This window comes from Tissierellales bacterium (assembly GCA_025210965.1).
Lineage (GTDB): Bacteria > Bacillota > Clostridia > Tissierellales > JAOAQY01 > JAOAQY01.
The window spans coordinates 1-13,957 of the sequence record JAOAQY010000009.1; the positions used below are offsets into that span (position 1 = coordinate 1).

The 13,957-nt window shown below is 31.7% G+C and carries 17 protein-coding genes; 4 read left to right on the forward strand and 13 right to left on the reverse strand.

The features are described 5' to 3' along the window. The 7 genes from N4A40_00530 to N4A40_00560 form a co-directional block, all read right to left on the reverse strand. Nucleotides 1-459 (reverse strand): pyridoxal-phosphate dependent enzyme (locus N4A40_00530; GenBank protein ID MCT4660314.1); only part of this gene is annotated, 459 nt, incomplete at its 3' end. 16 nt (nt 460-475) lie between these two features. Further along, nucleotides 476-1,522: a hypothetical protein gene (locus N4A40_00535; protein MCT4660315.1), complete on the reverse strand. Its 1,047-nt coding sequence runs from the start codon at nt 1,520-1,522 to the stop codon at nt 476-478. 165 nt (nt 1,523-1,687) lie between these two features. Further along, nucleotides 1,688-2,098, reverse strand: coding sequence for a tRNA (N6-threonylcarbamoyladenosine(37)-N6)-methyltransferase TrmO (gene tsaA / locus N4A40_00540; GenBank protein ID MCT4660316.1), 411 nt, complete (start codon nt 2,096-2,098; stop codon nt 1,688-1,690). 19 nt (nt 2,099-2,117) lie between these two features. After that, on the reverse strand, nt 2,118-3,722 hold the full coding sequence (locus tag N4A40_00545; protein MCT4660317.1) for an ABC transporter substrate-binding protein: 1,605 nt from the start codon (nt 3,720-3,722) through the stop codon (nt 2,118-2,120). Nucleotides 3,723-3,742: 20 nt separating this feature from the next. Next, nucleotides 3,743-5,395: an ABC transporter ATP-binding protein gene (locus tag N4A40_00550; protein MCT4660318.1), complete on the reverse strand. Its 1,653-nt coding sequence runs from the start codon at nt 5,393-5,395 to the stop codon at nt 3,743-3,745. Further along, nucleotides 5,395-6,231, reverse strand: a complete 837-nt coding sequence (locus N4A40_00555; GenBank protein MCT4660319.1) for an ABC transporter permease — start codon at nt 6,229-6,231, stop codon at nt 5,395-5,397. The genes N4A40_00550 and N4A40_00555 overlap by 1 nt, the downstream gene beginning before the upstream one ends. Beyond that, complete coding sequence (locus tag N4A40_00560) at nt 6,221-7,192, reverse strand: ABC transporter permease (GenBank protein MCT4660320.1); 972 nt, start codon at nt 7,190-7,192, stop codon at nt 6,221-6,223. Before N4A40_00560 ends, N4A40_00555 begins: the two co-directional genes overlap by 11 nt. A gap of 425 nt (nt 7,193-7,617) precedes the next feature. Between N4A40_00560 and N4A40_00565 the strand changes: the two genes are divergently transcribed. The 3 genes from N4A40_00565 to N4A40_00575 all read left to right on the forward strand — a co-directional run bounded on the left by N4A40_00565 (nt 7,618) and on the right by N4A40_00575 (nt 9,048). Continuing rightward, the gene (locus N4A40_00565; GenBank protein ID MCT4660321.1) at nt 7,618-8,094 is read left to right on the forward strand and encodes a hypothetical protein; all 477 of its coding nucleotides are present in this window, start codon (nt 7,618-7,620) and stop codon (nt 8,092-8,094) included. 45 nt (nt 8,095-8,139) lie between these two features. Then, the gene (locus N4A40_00570; protein ID MCT4660322.1) at nt 8,140-8,640 is read left to right on the forward strand and encodes a permease; all 501 of its coding nucleotides are present in this window, start codon (nt 8,140-8,142) and stop codon (nt 8,638-8,640) included. A gap of 75 nt (nt 8,641-8,715) precedes the next feature. Continuing rightward, nucleotides 8,716-9,048, forward strand: a complete 333-nt coding sequence (locus N4A40_00575) for a PadR family transcriptional regulator (GenBank protein MCT4660323.1) — start codon at nt 8,716-8,718, stop codon at nt 9,046-9,048. Nucleotides 9,049-9,166: 118 nt separating this feature from the next. On the opposite strand, the gene N4A40_00580 is transcribed toward N4A40_00575, so the two are convergent. The 6 genes from N4A40_00580 to N4A40_00605 all read right to left on the reverse strand — a co-directional run bounded on the left by N4A40_00580 (nt 9,167) and on the right by N4A40_00605 (nt 13,126). Next, nucleotides 9,167-9,646: an NUDIX domain-containing protein gene (locus N4A40_00580; GenBank protein ID MCT4660324.1), complete on the reverse strand. Its 480-nt coding sequence runs from the start codon at nt 9,644-9,646 to the stop codon at nt 9,167-9,169. After that, a complete protein-coding gene (locus N4A40_00585; protein ID MCT4660325.1) occupies nt 9,647-10,078 on the reverse strand; it encodes a MarR family transcriptional regulator in 432 nt (143 codons plus the stop codon). Nucleotides 10,079-10,252: 174 nt separating this feature from the next. Then, entirely contained in the window at nt 10,253-11,104 is an 852-nt protein-coding gene (locus N4A40_00590) for an aminoglycoside 6-adenylyltransferase (protein MCT4660326.1), read from the reverse strand. Nucleotides 11,105-11,185: 81 nt separating this feature from the next. Beyond that, on the reverse strand, nt 11,186-11,704 hold the full coding sequence (locus tag N4A40_00595) for a MerR family transcriptional regulator (protein ID MCT4660327.1): 519 nt from the start codon (nt 11,702-11,704) through the stop codon (nt 11,186-11,188). 37 nt (nt 11,705-11,741) lie between these two features. Next, the gene (locus N4A40_00600; GenBank protein ID MCT4660328.1) at nt 11,742-12,209 is read right to left on the reverse strand and encodes a hypothetical protein; all 468 of its coding nucleotides are present in this window, start codon (nt 12,207-12,209) and stop codon (nt 11,742-11,744) included. 98 nt (nt 12,210-12,307) lie between these two features. Then, nucleotides 12,308-13,126 carry a MerR family transcriptional regulator gene (locus tag N4A40_00605; GenBank protein ID MCT4660329.1) on the reverse strand — a complete coding sequence of 273 codons (819 nt, stop codon included), beginning with the start codon at nt 13,124-13,126 and terminating at the stop codon, nt 12,308-12,310. Nucleotides 13,127-13,237: 111 nt separating this feature from the next. On the opposite strand from N4A40_00605, the gene N4A40_00610 reads away from it, so the two are divergent. Next, entirely contained in the window at nt 13,238-13,924 is a 687-nt protein-coding gene (locus N4A40_00610; GenBank protein ID MCT4660330.1) for a DUF554 domain-containing protein, read from the forward strand. Nucleotides 13,925-13,957: the final 33 nt, after the last annotated feature.

Below are 13,957 nucleotides of genomic sequence, written 5' to 3' on the forward strand. Positions count from 1 at the left end.
AACCTTAGGATCACTATAATAAGCATCTATATAGGTCATATCGTGTTCTTCAATATATTTCATTCCCAAAGAATGTGCCTCATCATAATCTTTTCCAAGTAACATTGCAGTTCCGCCAAAATACTCTATTTTATCAATTTTACTCTTAGGGGTGTTTTCAGGTACTATTATTATAGCCTTTTCAATTCCAAGTAATGATGCTGCATAGCTAACTGAACTTCCATGATTTCCCGATGATACCGTAGCAACACCTGCCATTTTCTCTGCATCTGTAAGTGTCAGCATTTTATTTAGAGCTCCTCTGATTTTGAAACTCTTTGCCCTTTGAAATGACTCTAGTTTGAAAAAATAATTTGTATTCTCATCCCCTAAATAATATGACTCTTCAAGAGGCGTCATCGGTATATAATCCGCTATCCTCTCATATGCTTTTTCAACTTCTTTATAATTTAATTTCATAAAATCACCCTTTCTTCTAAATTTCAACCAATGTACCAATATTTTTTTCATCCGATAGTTTTAGTGCTACATTACCAGTTACTATATCTAACAGCGCCATTCCAGTAGCATCAAAAATAGTTATATCATCACAATGTTCTCTCCCCTTTTTTAAACCACATATGACTTGGCCAATCTCACCACTTACATCATCTTCTGAAATAATATTTTCCTTGATAGCACTTTCTATTTCTCCTACTTCTTTACAATGAACGTAATCATCACAAAAAATAGTAGATGATGCAAGTATTTTAGCATCTATCTCTTGTTTACCACTCATATCAGCTCCAATACAAGATATGTGTGTTCCTTTCTGTACCCATTCATAATTTATTATAGGTTTTCTAGATGGCGTTATCGTAACTATAATTTTGCTCTCTCTTACTGCCTCTTCCAAATTTTCTACAGCCAAAAAATCTACATTCGATGTATCAATGTCAAATTCAGATTTCATTACTTCTTTCATTTTTTCTGCTACAGATACGGCTTTCAAATATTTTCTCGATGCAATTTTTACTGTCTTTACCTGTGGCATAACAGTAAGCATAGCTGCTATTTGAAACTTGCACTGATTTCCAGCTCCAACTATCAATAACTTCTCTGAAGTCTTATCTGCAAGATACTTTGCCCCGATAGCTCCTGCCGCTCCAGTTCTAATTCCAGTAATATAAGATGCATCCATAACACCTATTGGTTCTCCAGTCGTCGAATCAAATATAGTTAAAAGCCCCATCAATGTAGGTATCCCTTTACTTTCATTGTCTCCAAACCATGTTACTGTCTTGTGCCCGAATAAATTTTCTTCTTTCAAATAACCCGATTTGATATCCATATCAGCTTTTCCTAATTCAAAATCATAAAAAACAGTTGGCCAAACTTCAGTCATATTTTTCACTTTAGCGACATAAACTCTTTCAGCTTTTTCTATCACCTCTCTAATATCAAGAACATCTTTTATATCCTGCTTGCTTAATACCTTTATACTCGTCATCAAATCTTCCCCTTTCTTTTTTGTATCGTTCATTTAAAAACAAAAAAGCACTGAGCCTCATTTCTCCTAGTTAACTAGGCCCTAACGAAATGAGACTCAGTGCTCTATATTGTCTTCACCCGGGGGCAAAGACTAGCACGCATATTATTAATTTTTTGATAGTTTATCATGAAATATAATTTGAGTCAAGTTTTTAGATTATATTTCTGGATTCAATTTTGCCACATATGGCTTTATATCTATAACAGGAGTTCCATCTAACATATCTACACCTTGTATTTCTAATCTGCATCCATCTACTTTAAGTAACTTCACTATACTAATTCCTATTGGATTCGGTCTTCTTGGTGATCTAGTCGAAAAAAGACCTTTTCTCTCATCGCTCCACGGTGTAAGTGTCAAAAGATCGTAGCCTTTCGATTTGTGAAAATAAAATTGAACAACTATATATTCGCATTTTTCCAAGTCTTTCAGCCCATCTTTATACTCCTCTAACAACTCTATACTCGCTGTTTTTTCATGTGCATATACACTTTGTGGCGGTATATCCTCTATATTCACAAATGGAGATTTTATAAATCCTATTGGTGTTAATACTATATCTTTCATAACAAATTCCCCCCTAAAATTATTTCAAAAAAATCATTTTATTTAATGCTAAAGGTATCCCTATAGACACTCCGCCTTTAGTAAAGTACAACTCAAGTTTGTCGTTATATGCAAACACGAACTCTGAATAATACAAATGATATGCGGGCAATTCATCTGCATATAATTTCTGAAAATCTTTCAACTTATTCGCTCTTTTTTGTAAATCAACTTCATTTAGTTGATCATTTAAAATATCTATCATATCTTCAGATTCATAGTATCTATCACTACTAAATCCATTTCCAATAGTATTCCTATTTAGAAATATAGGATCACCTATAGCTCCTGTTTCAACTATTGATATATCAAAATCCCAGTTACTAAGCATTTGATCGGCAGACTGAATATCTTTATAGATAGCCTTTGTTTTTATTCCAGCTTTATTCAATTGCTCTACTATAAGATCAACATCTCTTCGAACTCTCTCATTACCCAATATTTGAATAGTTAATTCTTGACCGTTTTTGGCATAGTAATCTCCACTTTTCTCATATCCTAATTTTCCCATTATCTCTTTTGATTTTTCTAAACTATAATCGTATTGTTCAGCGCCTTCAGCAAAATACTGGCTTTGATCTGAAATAATGCCGGTGTAACCTTTAAAAGCATGACCTCTATGCGCTATCTCCACAATTTTGTCAGTATCTATCGAATATGCAATTGCATGTCTGAATTCTTTATTATCAAATGGTTCTTTTTGGTGATTGAACAATAACTTTGTAACCATACCAATTGAACTTATAGTCTCGACATTTTTTCCTTCAAACAATACTTTTGCATCTCCATTTGTAAATATTCCATCTACTTCACCGTTTAAAATAGCTTTAGGCTGTACCTGCGAATTCATCTTAAAAAATTTCAATTTTTTTACTTTTGGAATTCCCTGATAATAATCTTCAAATGCCTCAAATATGTATTCACCTTTTTCAGCATTGTAACTACCTAGTTTAAACGGACCACTTCCAATGGCTGTAGCTTCTGTCAAATCTTGATTTGGTTTTTCTATGTCTTTATAAATGTGCTTGGGTAATATAGGCATACTCCCAGCAATATTAGCATAGAATGGAGCCCATTTTTCTTTCAATTTGAATTTTACAGTATATTCATCTACATATATTACCTCTTCTATCGGTTTTAAATCAAGCCACATAAGTGGATTTTTTCTCATATATTCTACTGTAAATACTACATCTTCAGCCGTTACAAATTCTCCATCATGCCATTTTGCCGCTTCATTCAATTCAAAAACATATGCGTTTTCACCCTCATCATACTTCCACGAATCAGCTAATGCAGGTATAAAATTTCCATCTTTATCTTTCCAAATAAGCGAATCAAAAACATAACTCATACGTATAAAACCCGGACCTCTAGGTATCAGACCATATGGAGTTGGATATCCCCAATTACCACTTGCATCTGGAATTCTGTACTCTGCAATACTTCCATCTTCACCTTTTTCAATCAAAGTAGTTTCATCATTTTCAGCATCATCAATTTGAGTATCATTTTTTGAAACACACCCAACTAATAGTATTGCCACACTAAAAAAAATCAAACTCTTTTTTATAAAATTCACCATACTTCTTCCTCCTTATACAATTAAAAAATTTTAGCACTTGCCTCTAATAACCTTTTTGTATACTCATTCTTGGGATTATTTATAAGATCTGCCGAACTCCCCTCCTCTACTATTTCTCCATCTTTTAATACAATTATTTTGTCACTAACTTTACGAGCTAGTGCAATATCATGTGTTATAAAAAGTAAAGTCAGCCCTCTTTTTTCTTGTAATTCCATAAACAATTTCATTATTTTTGCTTGAACACTTACATCTAGCGCAGAAGTTGCTTCATCTGCTATCAAAAATTTAGGATTTAGTATAAGTGATCTAGCAATTGCTAACCTCTGACTCTCCCCTCCACTTAGTTTGTGTGTAAGAGTTCTCATGAATTCGTCATCATTTGGGAGATGAACTTCTTCCAACACTGATTTTGCTTTTTCAATCCTATATTCTTCACTGCCAATATTATGAATATCAAGAGGCTCTTTTACTGCATCAATTACATTAAAATCCCTATTTATTGATGATTTTGGATTTTGGTATATAATTTGAGCTTCTTTATAAAATTTCTTTGTTCTAGTAATAATTTTTTCTTCATTTAGAAACAACTTTCCACTATCCATATTCTCTAATCCCATAATACATTTTGCTAAAGTAGTTTTCCCACTACCGCTCTCTCCAACAACTGCAAGCGTTTCCCCTTCATATATACTAAAATCTATATTTTTTAGTGCTAATCTTTTTCTATATTTTTTTGTAACTTTTGATGCTTTTAATAAACAAATAGTACCGTTTCTGTGACATGCCACCATTCTCCCTTTTACAAATCTAGCATCTGGTTTAGTATCATAACACTTGCCTATACTTTGAGTACAACGATTTGCAAATGGACATCCTTTAATACAAATTTCAGCTTTTCCTTTTATTCCTTGGAGATCTTTCGTAGTTGACATATTTGGATAAGATCGTAGTAGCCCTCTTGTATATGGATGTATTGGATCTTTTAAAATCTTATTTACCTCACCAGATTCGGCGACCATACCACCATACAATACAACTATTTCGTCAGCTAATTTTTCTGCTACTGAAAAATCATGAGTTATCAACAATATAGTCTTGTTTTCAGCAATCCTTCTTATAAGTTTTATAATTTCCATCTTGGTCAATGAATCTAATGCCGATGTAAACTCATCAAATATCAAAATTTCTGGATCATTAGCCAATGCCATAGCTATCAAAACTCTCTGAATCTGACCACCACTTAATTCCTTTGAATAAGCCTCTTGATCTTTCTTTTCTATTCCCACATCAGACAGTAATTTTTTTGCCCTCTCATAAGCTTCCAATTTCAAACAAAAACCATGCTCTATCATAGATTCTGCAACCTGCTTAAATATTTTTACCGTGGGATTTAATATATCTCCAGAATTTTGAAACACAATCCCAATTTTCTTACCTCTGTACTCTCTCATTTTCTGTTCTGAATACATGAGTACATTCTCATTTTCTACTATAATTTCACCTTTTGTTACATTATTATTAAGTCCCATCAATGCAAGTGCTAGACTAGTTTTGCCGGTTCCCGATTCTCCTACAACTGCTGTTATCTTATTTCTATTTATCTTCAAATCCAAATCACTTATAACTTTTTTACCTTCGTAAGAAATACTCAATTCCTTTATATTAACCACTATACTCCCTCCTTCAAATATATATTTTTCCTATTTTCTATGCCGTACGCTATATACGAAAGTGATAATAGAAACACGGCTAACACACCTCCCGTTGGCAATAACCACCATTTCCAAACATCCAAATATGTAAAAAGCATTGAATTACTCATGATTTTGCCCAGACTAATCATTTCAGAATCTACCATTCCAAGATAAGCTATGCTTGCCTCCATAAAAACTGCAATCCTAGCATTTCTTATAAATGTTGATACTACAATTGGAAAAATTTGAGGAATAAGATATTTTCTCAATATATATATTTTACTGGCTCCAAATGTTCTTGCCGCACACACCGATAAATCATTTTTGCAAATTATTACCTGCGATCGTATTACTTTTAGAGGACCTTGCCAATTTAATAGACTAATTATAATTATCAAATTTACGATATTGGGTTGAATGTACGATGCTATAAGCAAACAAATAATAAACTCTGGAAGTACTAAAAATATATCGCACAATCTTAAAACAACTCTGTCAAAATAGCCACCTATAAGAGGGGCTATTGTTCCCACAAATGCAGCTATAAATGTTGCTAAAATACCAACTGCTATACTAGTAACGATAGATGTTCTAAGTCCATGCACTAGCCTTGAAAATATATCCTGTCCTATATCATTTGTTCCAAGCAAATGACTCATAGACGGTTTTAAAAAAACTTGGTTCGAAGATTCTACGGGAGAATATGAACTCATTATTGGAGCAAATATTCCTATAAATATCAATAATAAAAAAATAATAATTCCCACCATCATGAAATTATCTTTCTTCAATTCTTTAAAACTAAGTTTCATTTTTTACTCCTCCATACTTGTAATTAATAAGTTCAGATATCCCATTAAAAACTAATACCATAATTGAAACAATAAAAAACACTCCCTGTAAAACAGGATAATCTCGTACTTTTATTGACTCATATATCAATGTTCCAAGCCCGGGATAAGAAAATACAACTTCAACGAGTAATGCTCCAACAAACATTCTTCCTATATCTATAGCACTCATTGTCAAAAGTGGAATAAAAGAATTTCTACCAACATATTTATTTTTAATCGTTTTATCACTAAGTCCTTTCGCCAATCCAGTTCTTATAAATTGTCTCTCTCTAGTTTTTATTGACGTATTTCTAACCAATAGATATATACTTGGAATTTTTGAAATAGCTAATGTCATGACTGGAAGAACCATGTGTATCAAAATATCTTTCAATCGCTCTATGCCTTGAAGCCCTGAACAAGACGTTTCTGCACCTCCAATCGGTAACCAATTAAGTTCAACACTAAAAAATATCAAAAAAATCATACCTATGAAGAACTGTGGAAAACCGCTTATAAAAATCATCACACTCAGCAATAACTTGTCTATAATTTTGCCAGCATTATATCCGCTGTGGATTCCTACGTGATAGCCAATCACTATAGCTATTATCATACTTGTAAATACTAATATAAATGTCCACGGAATATATGAAATTATAATTTCACTTACATTTGCTTTGTAATAATAAGAATAGCCAAAATCTAACTCTATCAAATTGCCTATATACTTAAAAAACTGCATATGTATAGGCTCATTTAATCCATACTCCATTGCTAGTTCTTGCCTAATTTGTGGTGTCATATCAAATAATGCTTGCTCACCTGCAAGAGATGCAATAGGGTCCCCTGGTAACAATCTTGGCAACAAAAAATTTAGTGTTACCAAAAAAAGAAATGCAACAAAACAATCTCTAAAAACAACAAAAAGTTTCTTCATATTCCTCTCAATCCCCATATAATCAATTTTTCAAAATGATATCGAATATCATTCTCGTTTTCTGTTGTTGATTATACTACACACTTTCTTTGTAAACAACAACTATTTTTGAGTACTAATTCACATTTATATATTAAATTTTTAATTTTTACAAAATCTATTCGAGCTCAAGCCATGTTATTTACACCAATATGTCTATCACATATAGTTTTCGAACAAATTAATTTAATTTTAGTTTTAAAAATTTAAATTAATTTTACTTCCATGCACTTTTTTAATAATTTGTTAGTCTTCAACTTGGTGGTTTTCAACTTCTTAGTCTTCAACAAAATGCAAATATATTCTTGACTTTCTCTTTCACATACAGTAATATGTTATTAACATATATCTGTGTTTTGATTTTGGTAAAACGAAAGGAGTTTTGTATGTCAACTTATATATTGTATTTAATAGTATTTGTACTTTTAATTATTTCAACTATCATGGACGCCAAAAAAACAAAAAAAGCATTAAAAATAGGCTTCAATTCATTTGCTAAACTAATGCCATCTATTGTGCCTCTTATGATTTTTATAGGTATCACTTTAGCTGTAGTAAGTCCTCATACAATAAGTTTAATTTTGGGAGAGAATTCAGGTATTTTGGGTGTACTATTAGCACTAACGTTAGGTTCTGTTGCATTTATGCCTAGTTTTGTTGCCTTTCCTTTAGGAGCTAATTTATTGACTCATGGAGCTGGCTATCCTCAAATAGCAGCTTTTATATCTAGTCTAATGGCTGTTGGAATAATTTCAATCGGAGTTGAAATTAAATACTTCGGAAAAAAATCTTCTATCTTAAGAAATCTAAGTGGTGTAGTTGCTTCTATTTTGTTTTCATTGATTGTATGGAGAGTGATGTAAATGAATATAAAAAATTTAATTAAAAAATATTTTTGGTCTATTCTCATGATTACCTTGTTAATTTCAGTGTATATTTTCAGTAATGACATAGGTATCGAAGCCTCAAAGCAAACAGTCTACAATTTTAAATCTATGCTTCAGGTTCTTCCTCCAATCCTAATACTAATAGGTTTACTAGATGTTTGGGTTCCAAAAGAAACCATGATAAAATACATGGGTCCAAATTCCGGCATTAAAGGAATTTTTATTGCATTAATTCTCGGTTCATTAGCCGCTGGGCCATTATATGCAGCATTTCCTATAGCTGCTATACTGATGAAAAAGAAGGCTAGATTTGCATATGTACTTTTCTTTCTAGGTGTTTGGTCTAGTTCAAAACTTCCACTACTTGCTTATGAGTACACCTCATTTGGTGCTACATTTACTATTATTCATGTGATATCAAATTTGTCAGTATTTCTTATAGGTGCTTTTATCATAGAAAAAGTTACAAGTAAAGAAAGTTTAGAAGAAGTATATTTATTAGCTAGTGAAATGGCTAGCTAGTAGTCCTTATTTGACAACAACCGCGCTATAAAGTACTATGTAATTAACATATATTTCATTGAGAAAGGTGATTTCATGAAAGGTAAAACTGGTAGGCATTGTCCTGCTTTTATATTATTGTTCTTAGCTAACAAAAAATCCTATGGCTTTGAACTGTTAAAAAATTTTGAAACACAATTACCACATAGCAAAATTGATAGTGCTGCTATCTATAGAGCTCTTAAAAATCTAGAGAATAATGGCTTTGTTGTATCTGAATGGGATACCTCATCATCAGGTGCCGCAAAAAAATATTATTCTATTACCGAAAGTGGATATAAAGAACTCGAAGAATGGAAAAAAGACATCGAATTACGATGTGAAAACTTAAATTTTTTCCTAGAAGCTTACAATGCTTTAGATAAGTAAAATTTAAAAATTGCTAAATAAAAAAACAGACTGCATATTAACCTGCAGTCTATTTTTACGCCATGAATATAATTTCAATATAATAACTTTTCATCTAGCTATTTGATTAGATTTATCTTTATCCATGATTATAATCAATTCTCTTTGCACCTAGAAACATTGGAATTTTAGTATCTACAAGTGTTTTCATCTTGCCATTTAACATTTCTGGCATCAATCTAATATTATCGATTTTATCTAATTCTATCCATTCGCTACAGATCTGCATATCATCTACCTCTGTAGGCTCCTGCACTTTATCTGATTCTATAGTACATAAAAAAATGTGATACATCTTGTGTATGTATTCTGGATTAATTTCTCTAGTTTTTGGATTTTGACATATTTCTTCGCATAGCGCTAGAAAATTTTCCGGAATTACACTATAGCCAGTCTCCTCTCGACACTCTCGAATCAAAGCTTCATGAATTGTTTCATCAGTATGTTGTCCACCTCCTGGAAGTGAATAATAGCTACCATTATGCTCGTCAAAACATTTATTTAAAAGAAGCTTTCCCTGTCTAAATATAACAGCTTTTGCCGTACTTCTAATACCCATTTACATCTCCTCCAAATTCATAAATATGTTATTTAACACTTTTTTTAGCTTGTCTATATCTTCTCCTGATATGTTTTCCAATGCCCTTTCAGAAATATTTTTTGCAATTGGATTCAATTTATCCTCCAAAAGTCTTCCTTTTTCAGTCAAAAATATCAAAGAAGCTCTGCGATCATTTGGATCGCTTTTTCTTACTATCAATTCTTTATTTTCAATTTTATTTAATATTCTAGTTATAGTAGGTAAATCTTTTGATGTCATCTGAGCTAATTTAGTTTGTGATATTCCCTCCTGTTCCCATAATCGATTTAAAAGAGACCATTGTTCTGTCGTCATATCATATTTTTTAAATTCCTTCAATATCGTACGTCTCCACTTAGACAATACTCTACTGAGCAACAATTCTATTGAATCCTCTGCTCTATACGCCATATTTTAATTTCTCCTTCCAAACATAAACTTGTCACGACAATTATTGTTACGACAAGTTTATCTTCTTTTTATCTTTTTGTCAATGTTTGTATCTAAAATATTCGAATCAATAAAAAAAGAACCCCTATAACTTAAATCATAGGAGTTTCTCATATATAAACAAAATATTATTATCTAATTCTTCAGCTTTTCTGTATCCATTATCTTTTCACAAAATATCATAACTTTTCTATCAACTTCATCTGGGTACTCATAGCCAAGCTCATCAGATATTTTCTTTCCCAATCTTCTAAACAAACTAGTTAGTCGCTTCAGCGCTTTCCAATTCTCGTCAATTCCCCCACCTACATAAGTTGTTTCAAATTCACTCCAATCATCTGCGCTTAAAATCTCTTTGTACTTCTTGCCTAACGCTCCAGTTTCGATTTTCCAATCATGCTCTAAACCTATATACCAATCTACTACAGTATGTAAATATTCGTATCTCAAAATATTATCAAGCATGAATTTTGAAAATGGCAATTGATCTCTCCAGAGATACTTAGGAACATAATACACGTTCCACCAAAACTCATTTACTACTGTTTCGTATTCCTCTCTAGTTGGCTTTTTTATTATGAATTCATCGTATGTTGCATCTGGTATATCCATTGTACGATTATCTTTGTCAAGCAATACTTTGTATCCATTTTTATACCTTTCAAACTCTATATTCCTATTATCTGTTATTTGAAAATCTATTCTCACTCCATCATCAAACAAAACCAACCTTGTAATCCATCCTTCGTCGCCAGTACACCTAGGTTTATACGGCCATCTAACCATTACATCTCCAAAAACATTTAGCCATTCGTCGCTCATAAACACCCCTATATCAGAAACATACAACTCGATATCATAATCTGACAAGAAATCTAATTCACATTTCTTAGCAGCTCTTGAACTTGTTAATATAGCCATTCTAACTGATTCATTACTATTTGCCCATTTCATAAATTCTGACATTATAGCGTTTTCACTTCGCATCAAAATCCCCCTTTAGATACGTATTTTATATTTCATTTTTACATACAATACCACTTCTAACAATGACGCAAATCAATATAATCAAATAAGCATTTTTTTTAGATCTTTTATTTCTTTTCCTGACATACCAATAGCTTTTAAGAATCTTTCATGTTCTTCTTTCGAATTTATCTCGAATTCCTTATGCCAATCCATCATATCTTTATTACTGAAACCTAGATTACTTAGCAATGTACTCCATGAAGCTTTATCGAAAATAATTTTATCACTTCTAGTAACTTGATCTATCAATATGGCTAGTATAATACGTTCTTGCTTTTTAAGCATTATAATCTCTCCCTGAATATTTTCCAATCGTCTAGTCAATATATCAGTTAAATTATTTTTTTCTATATCAAATAACTTTGAAATTTCATTAAGTTCAATTCCAGCTTCACGATGCTGAATTATTATTTTTAACCTGTCAACATCAGCACTTGAATAAAGCCTATAATTTTTCGAGCTTCTCTCTGTAGGTTTTAATAGCCCAATTTTATCATAATAAAGTAAAGTACTTCTTGATATACTAAATTGTTTTGCTAACTCTCCAATTTTAAACATTTTATTACCACCTTTTCCTTACTTTACCTAATGCGTTTCATTTCAAAATTTCGCCATTTTCGATAAAGAAATTAATCGAATTTTCCCACAATTTCATATGTTTCTCAAATACTTCTTGAGTGTTTTCTCTATTAATTTTTTCTACCAATGCTTCATCGATTATAGTAAATGTATATTTAATATCACAATACGATTCACAGTTATCTCCATCAAATAAGTTTAAATCTATAATTACTACCAGCTTGTCATATACAAATTTAACAAATTGAATTTCACAATTATCAATGTCATGTTTAGTAATAATCCATTGATATTTTCCAAAATCATTATCAGTTTCAAATACACATCCTTTTTCAGCAAATCCACTTTCCGAATATATCATAGTATAATCCCAACCACTAAGCCATTCTTTTTCTCGAACCGGACACAATAACTTAAAAATTTGTTCTTTTCTCCCACATAATACCTGTCTATATTCCCTCACCAATCTTTTCTTCTCATTCACAACCAATGCTCCCCTTTCAATTGTTAAAATAAAAAAGCAATTTAATACTCTACTCCTTTGATACTAAAGTATAAACCTATAGTCAGGTCAACATTTTTCTATCCCATTATCGGTATCAATATTTCAGTTATGTGAAGATTAGGATCACTTGAAATATAATGATCTATCAGTGTTCTCTCTACAGCATATGAATCCAATTCTAATTCATGCTCTAACGCATAATCGAGCAAATCATCGTAATACATCCTAGCTTCATGATGATCTCCTTTAACAAAAACGCTCAACCACTTTCCAGACTTTAGTTCAGACGTTTTTGTAGACATATCATATATAGGATCATCTGCCACTAAAAACATACCAGTAAATTCCTCAGCTGCTCTAGTTTTAACCGCATTCATATCCACAAAAAAACCTATATCTCCTACGAATGCACCTGTTGGCAATCCCTCTCCACTATCTATATTTCTAATAGCTACTTCCCAATCAATCTGTCCTTTTATCTCTTTTTCCAGCTTAATAATCCTAAGTGCAGGTAGCGTTTGAACAAAAATTTCTCCAATCGGAGGTATACTCCTTATAAAATCTAATGAAGCAATTCTCCTCTTTATTTGATATTGTATCCTCTGTAATTTCAATATTTCAGCGGTGACTTTATCCAATTGATTATTTAATATACTATCGTACTCGTCTATATTACGATTTTCTAAGTGACTCTTTATCTCCTTTATAGAAATACCCATGTGTCTCAGATAGTTAATTATGTAAATTTCCTCTATTTTATCAATTGTATAATATCTATATCCATTATCTAAATTCCCACTACATTTGAACAAGCCTATATCATCATAGTATCTTATATTGCGGCTAGAAATACCTACAATTTGAGACAATTCTTTCACACTAAATTTAATATCCATTTAGACCTCCCGAAAATAACATTTGACATTACAGTAAGTGTCAAGTTTATTATATTTATTATAAAGTGAATTCGCAACTATGAATTTTCAAATATAAAGGAGAGATATTATATGTTAGGAACAATTGTAAACTCACTAAGTATAGCAGTCGGCGGTAGTGTCGGAAATGCATTTGGAAATACTCTTAGTAAAAGATACAGCGATATACTACTAAAAGCTATATCCGTATCTGTTATACTAATAGGTCTAAAAAGTGCTTTTGAAACAAAAAATATTCTTTTGCTTATATGTAGCATGACTTTAGGAGCCCTTATCGGTGAATTTTTAAAAATAGAAGATCGCTTAGAAACATTTAGTAAGCTTTTAGAAAAGAAATTTAAGAACCATAGAGGCAACATAGCAGAAGGTTTCGTAACAGCTACATTAATATTTTGCATAGGTGCTATGTCTATAGTTGGAGCTATAGAAAGTGGCATAAGTAACAACAATGACACTCTTTTTGCAAAATCTGTATTAGATGGAATATCTGCTATAATATTTTCATCAACCCTCGGTATTGGAGTTTCACTATCAGCTGTAGTGGTTTTAATATATCAAGGGTCTATAACGCTTCTAGCTGGACTAGTGGCAAATTATATTTCTATGGAAGCTATCACCGAACTATCTGCAGTTGGTGGATTACTTGTATTTATTTTAGGCATGAATGTTCTAGAAATTACCAAAATAAAAGTAGGAAATATGCTTCCTGCAATGTTTATCCCCGTAGTTTATTTTTCAATTATTGGATTAATTGGGTAAATCAATCATCAGACTGGTTTTACATTGTATAGT

What these genes read in the sequence shown, in the direction of transcription:
- N4A40_00590 (MCT4660326.1), bottom strand. Translation starts at nt 11,104, where the DNA reads ATGCGAAGTGAAAACGCTATAATGTCAGAATTTATGAAATGGGCAAAT.
- N4A40_00595 (MCT4660327.1), bottom strand. Translation starts at nt 11,704, where the DNA reads ATGTTTAAAATTGGAGAGTTAGCAAAACAATTTAGTATATCAAGAAGT.
- N4A40_00545 (MCT4660317.1), bottom strand. Translation starts at nt 3,722, where the DNA reads ATGGTGAATTTTATAAAAAAGAGTTTGATTTTTTTTAGTGTGGCAATA.
- tsaA (MCT4660316.1), bottom strand. Translation starts at nt 2,098, where the DNA reads ATGAAAGATATAGTATTAACACCAATAGGATTTATAAAATCTCCATTT.
- N4A40_00605 (MCT4660329.1), bottom strand. Translation starts at nt 13,126, where the DNA reads ATGGATATTAAATTTAGTGTGAAAGAATTGTCTCAAATTGTAGGTATT.
- N4A40_00565 (MCT4660321.1), top strand. Translation starts at nt 7,618, where the DNA reads ATGTCAACTTATATATTGTATTTAATAGTATTTGTACTTTTAATTATT.
- N4A40_00555 (MCT4660319.1), bottom strand. Translation starts at nt 6,231, where the DNA reads ATGAAACTTAGTTTTAAAGAATTGAAGAAAGATAATTTCATGATGGTG.
- N4A40_00560 (MCT4660320.1), bottom strand. Translation starts at nt 7,192, where the DNA reads ATGAAGAAACTTTTTGTTGTTTTTAGAGATTGTTTTGTTGCATTTCTT.
- N4A40_00610 (MCT4660330.1), top strand. Translation starts at nt 13,238, where the DNA reads ATGTTAGGAACAATTGTAAACTCACTAAGTATAGCAGTCGGCGGTAGT.
- N4A40_00535 (MCT4660315.1), bottom strand. Translation starts at nt 1,522, where the DNA reads ATGAACGATACAAAAAAGAAAGGGGAAGATTTGATGACGAGTATAAAG.
- N4A40_00575 (MCT4660323.1), top strand. Translation starts at nt 8,716, where the DNA reads ATGAAAGGTAAAACTGGTAGGCATTGTCCTGCTTTTATATTATTGTTC.
- N4A40_00585 (MCT4660325.1), bottom strand. Translation starts at nt 10,078, where the DNA reads ATGGCGTATAGAGCAGAGGATTCAATAGAATTGTTGCTCAGTAGAGTA.
- N4A40_00580 (MCT4660324.1), bottom strand. Translation starts at nt 9,646, where the DNA reads ATGGGTATTAGAAGTACGGCAAAAGCTGTTATATTTAGACAGGGAAAG.
- N4A40_00570 (MCT4660322.1), top strand. Translation starts at nt 8,140, where the DNA reads ATGATTACCTTGTTAATTTCAGTGTATATTTTCAGTAATGACATAGGT.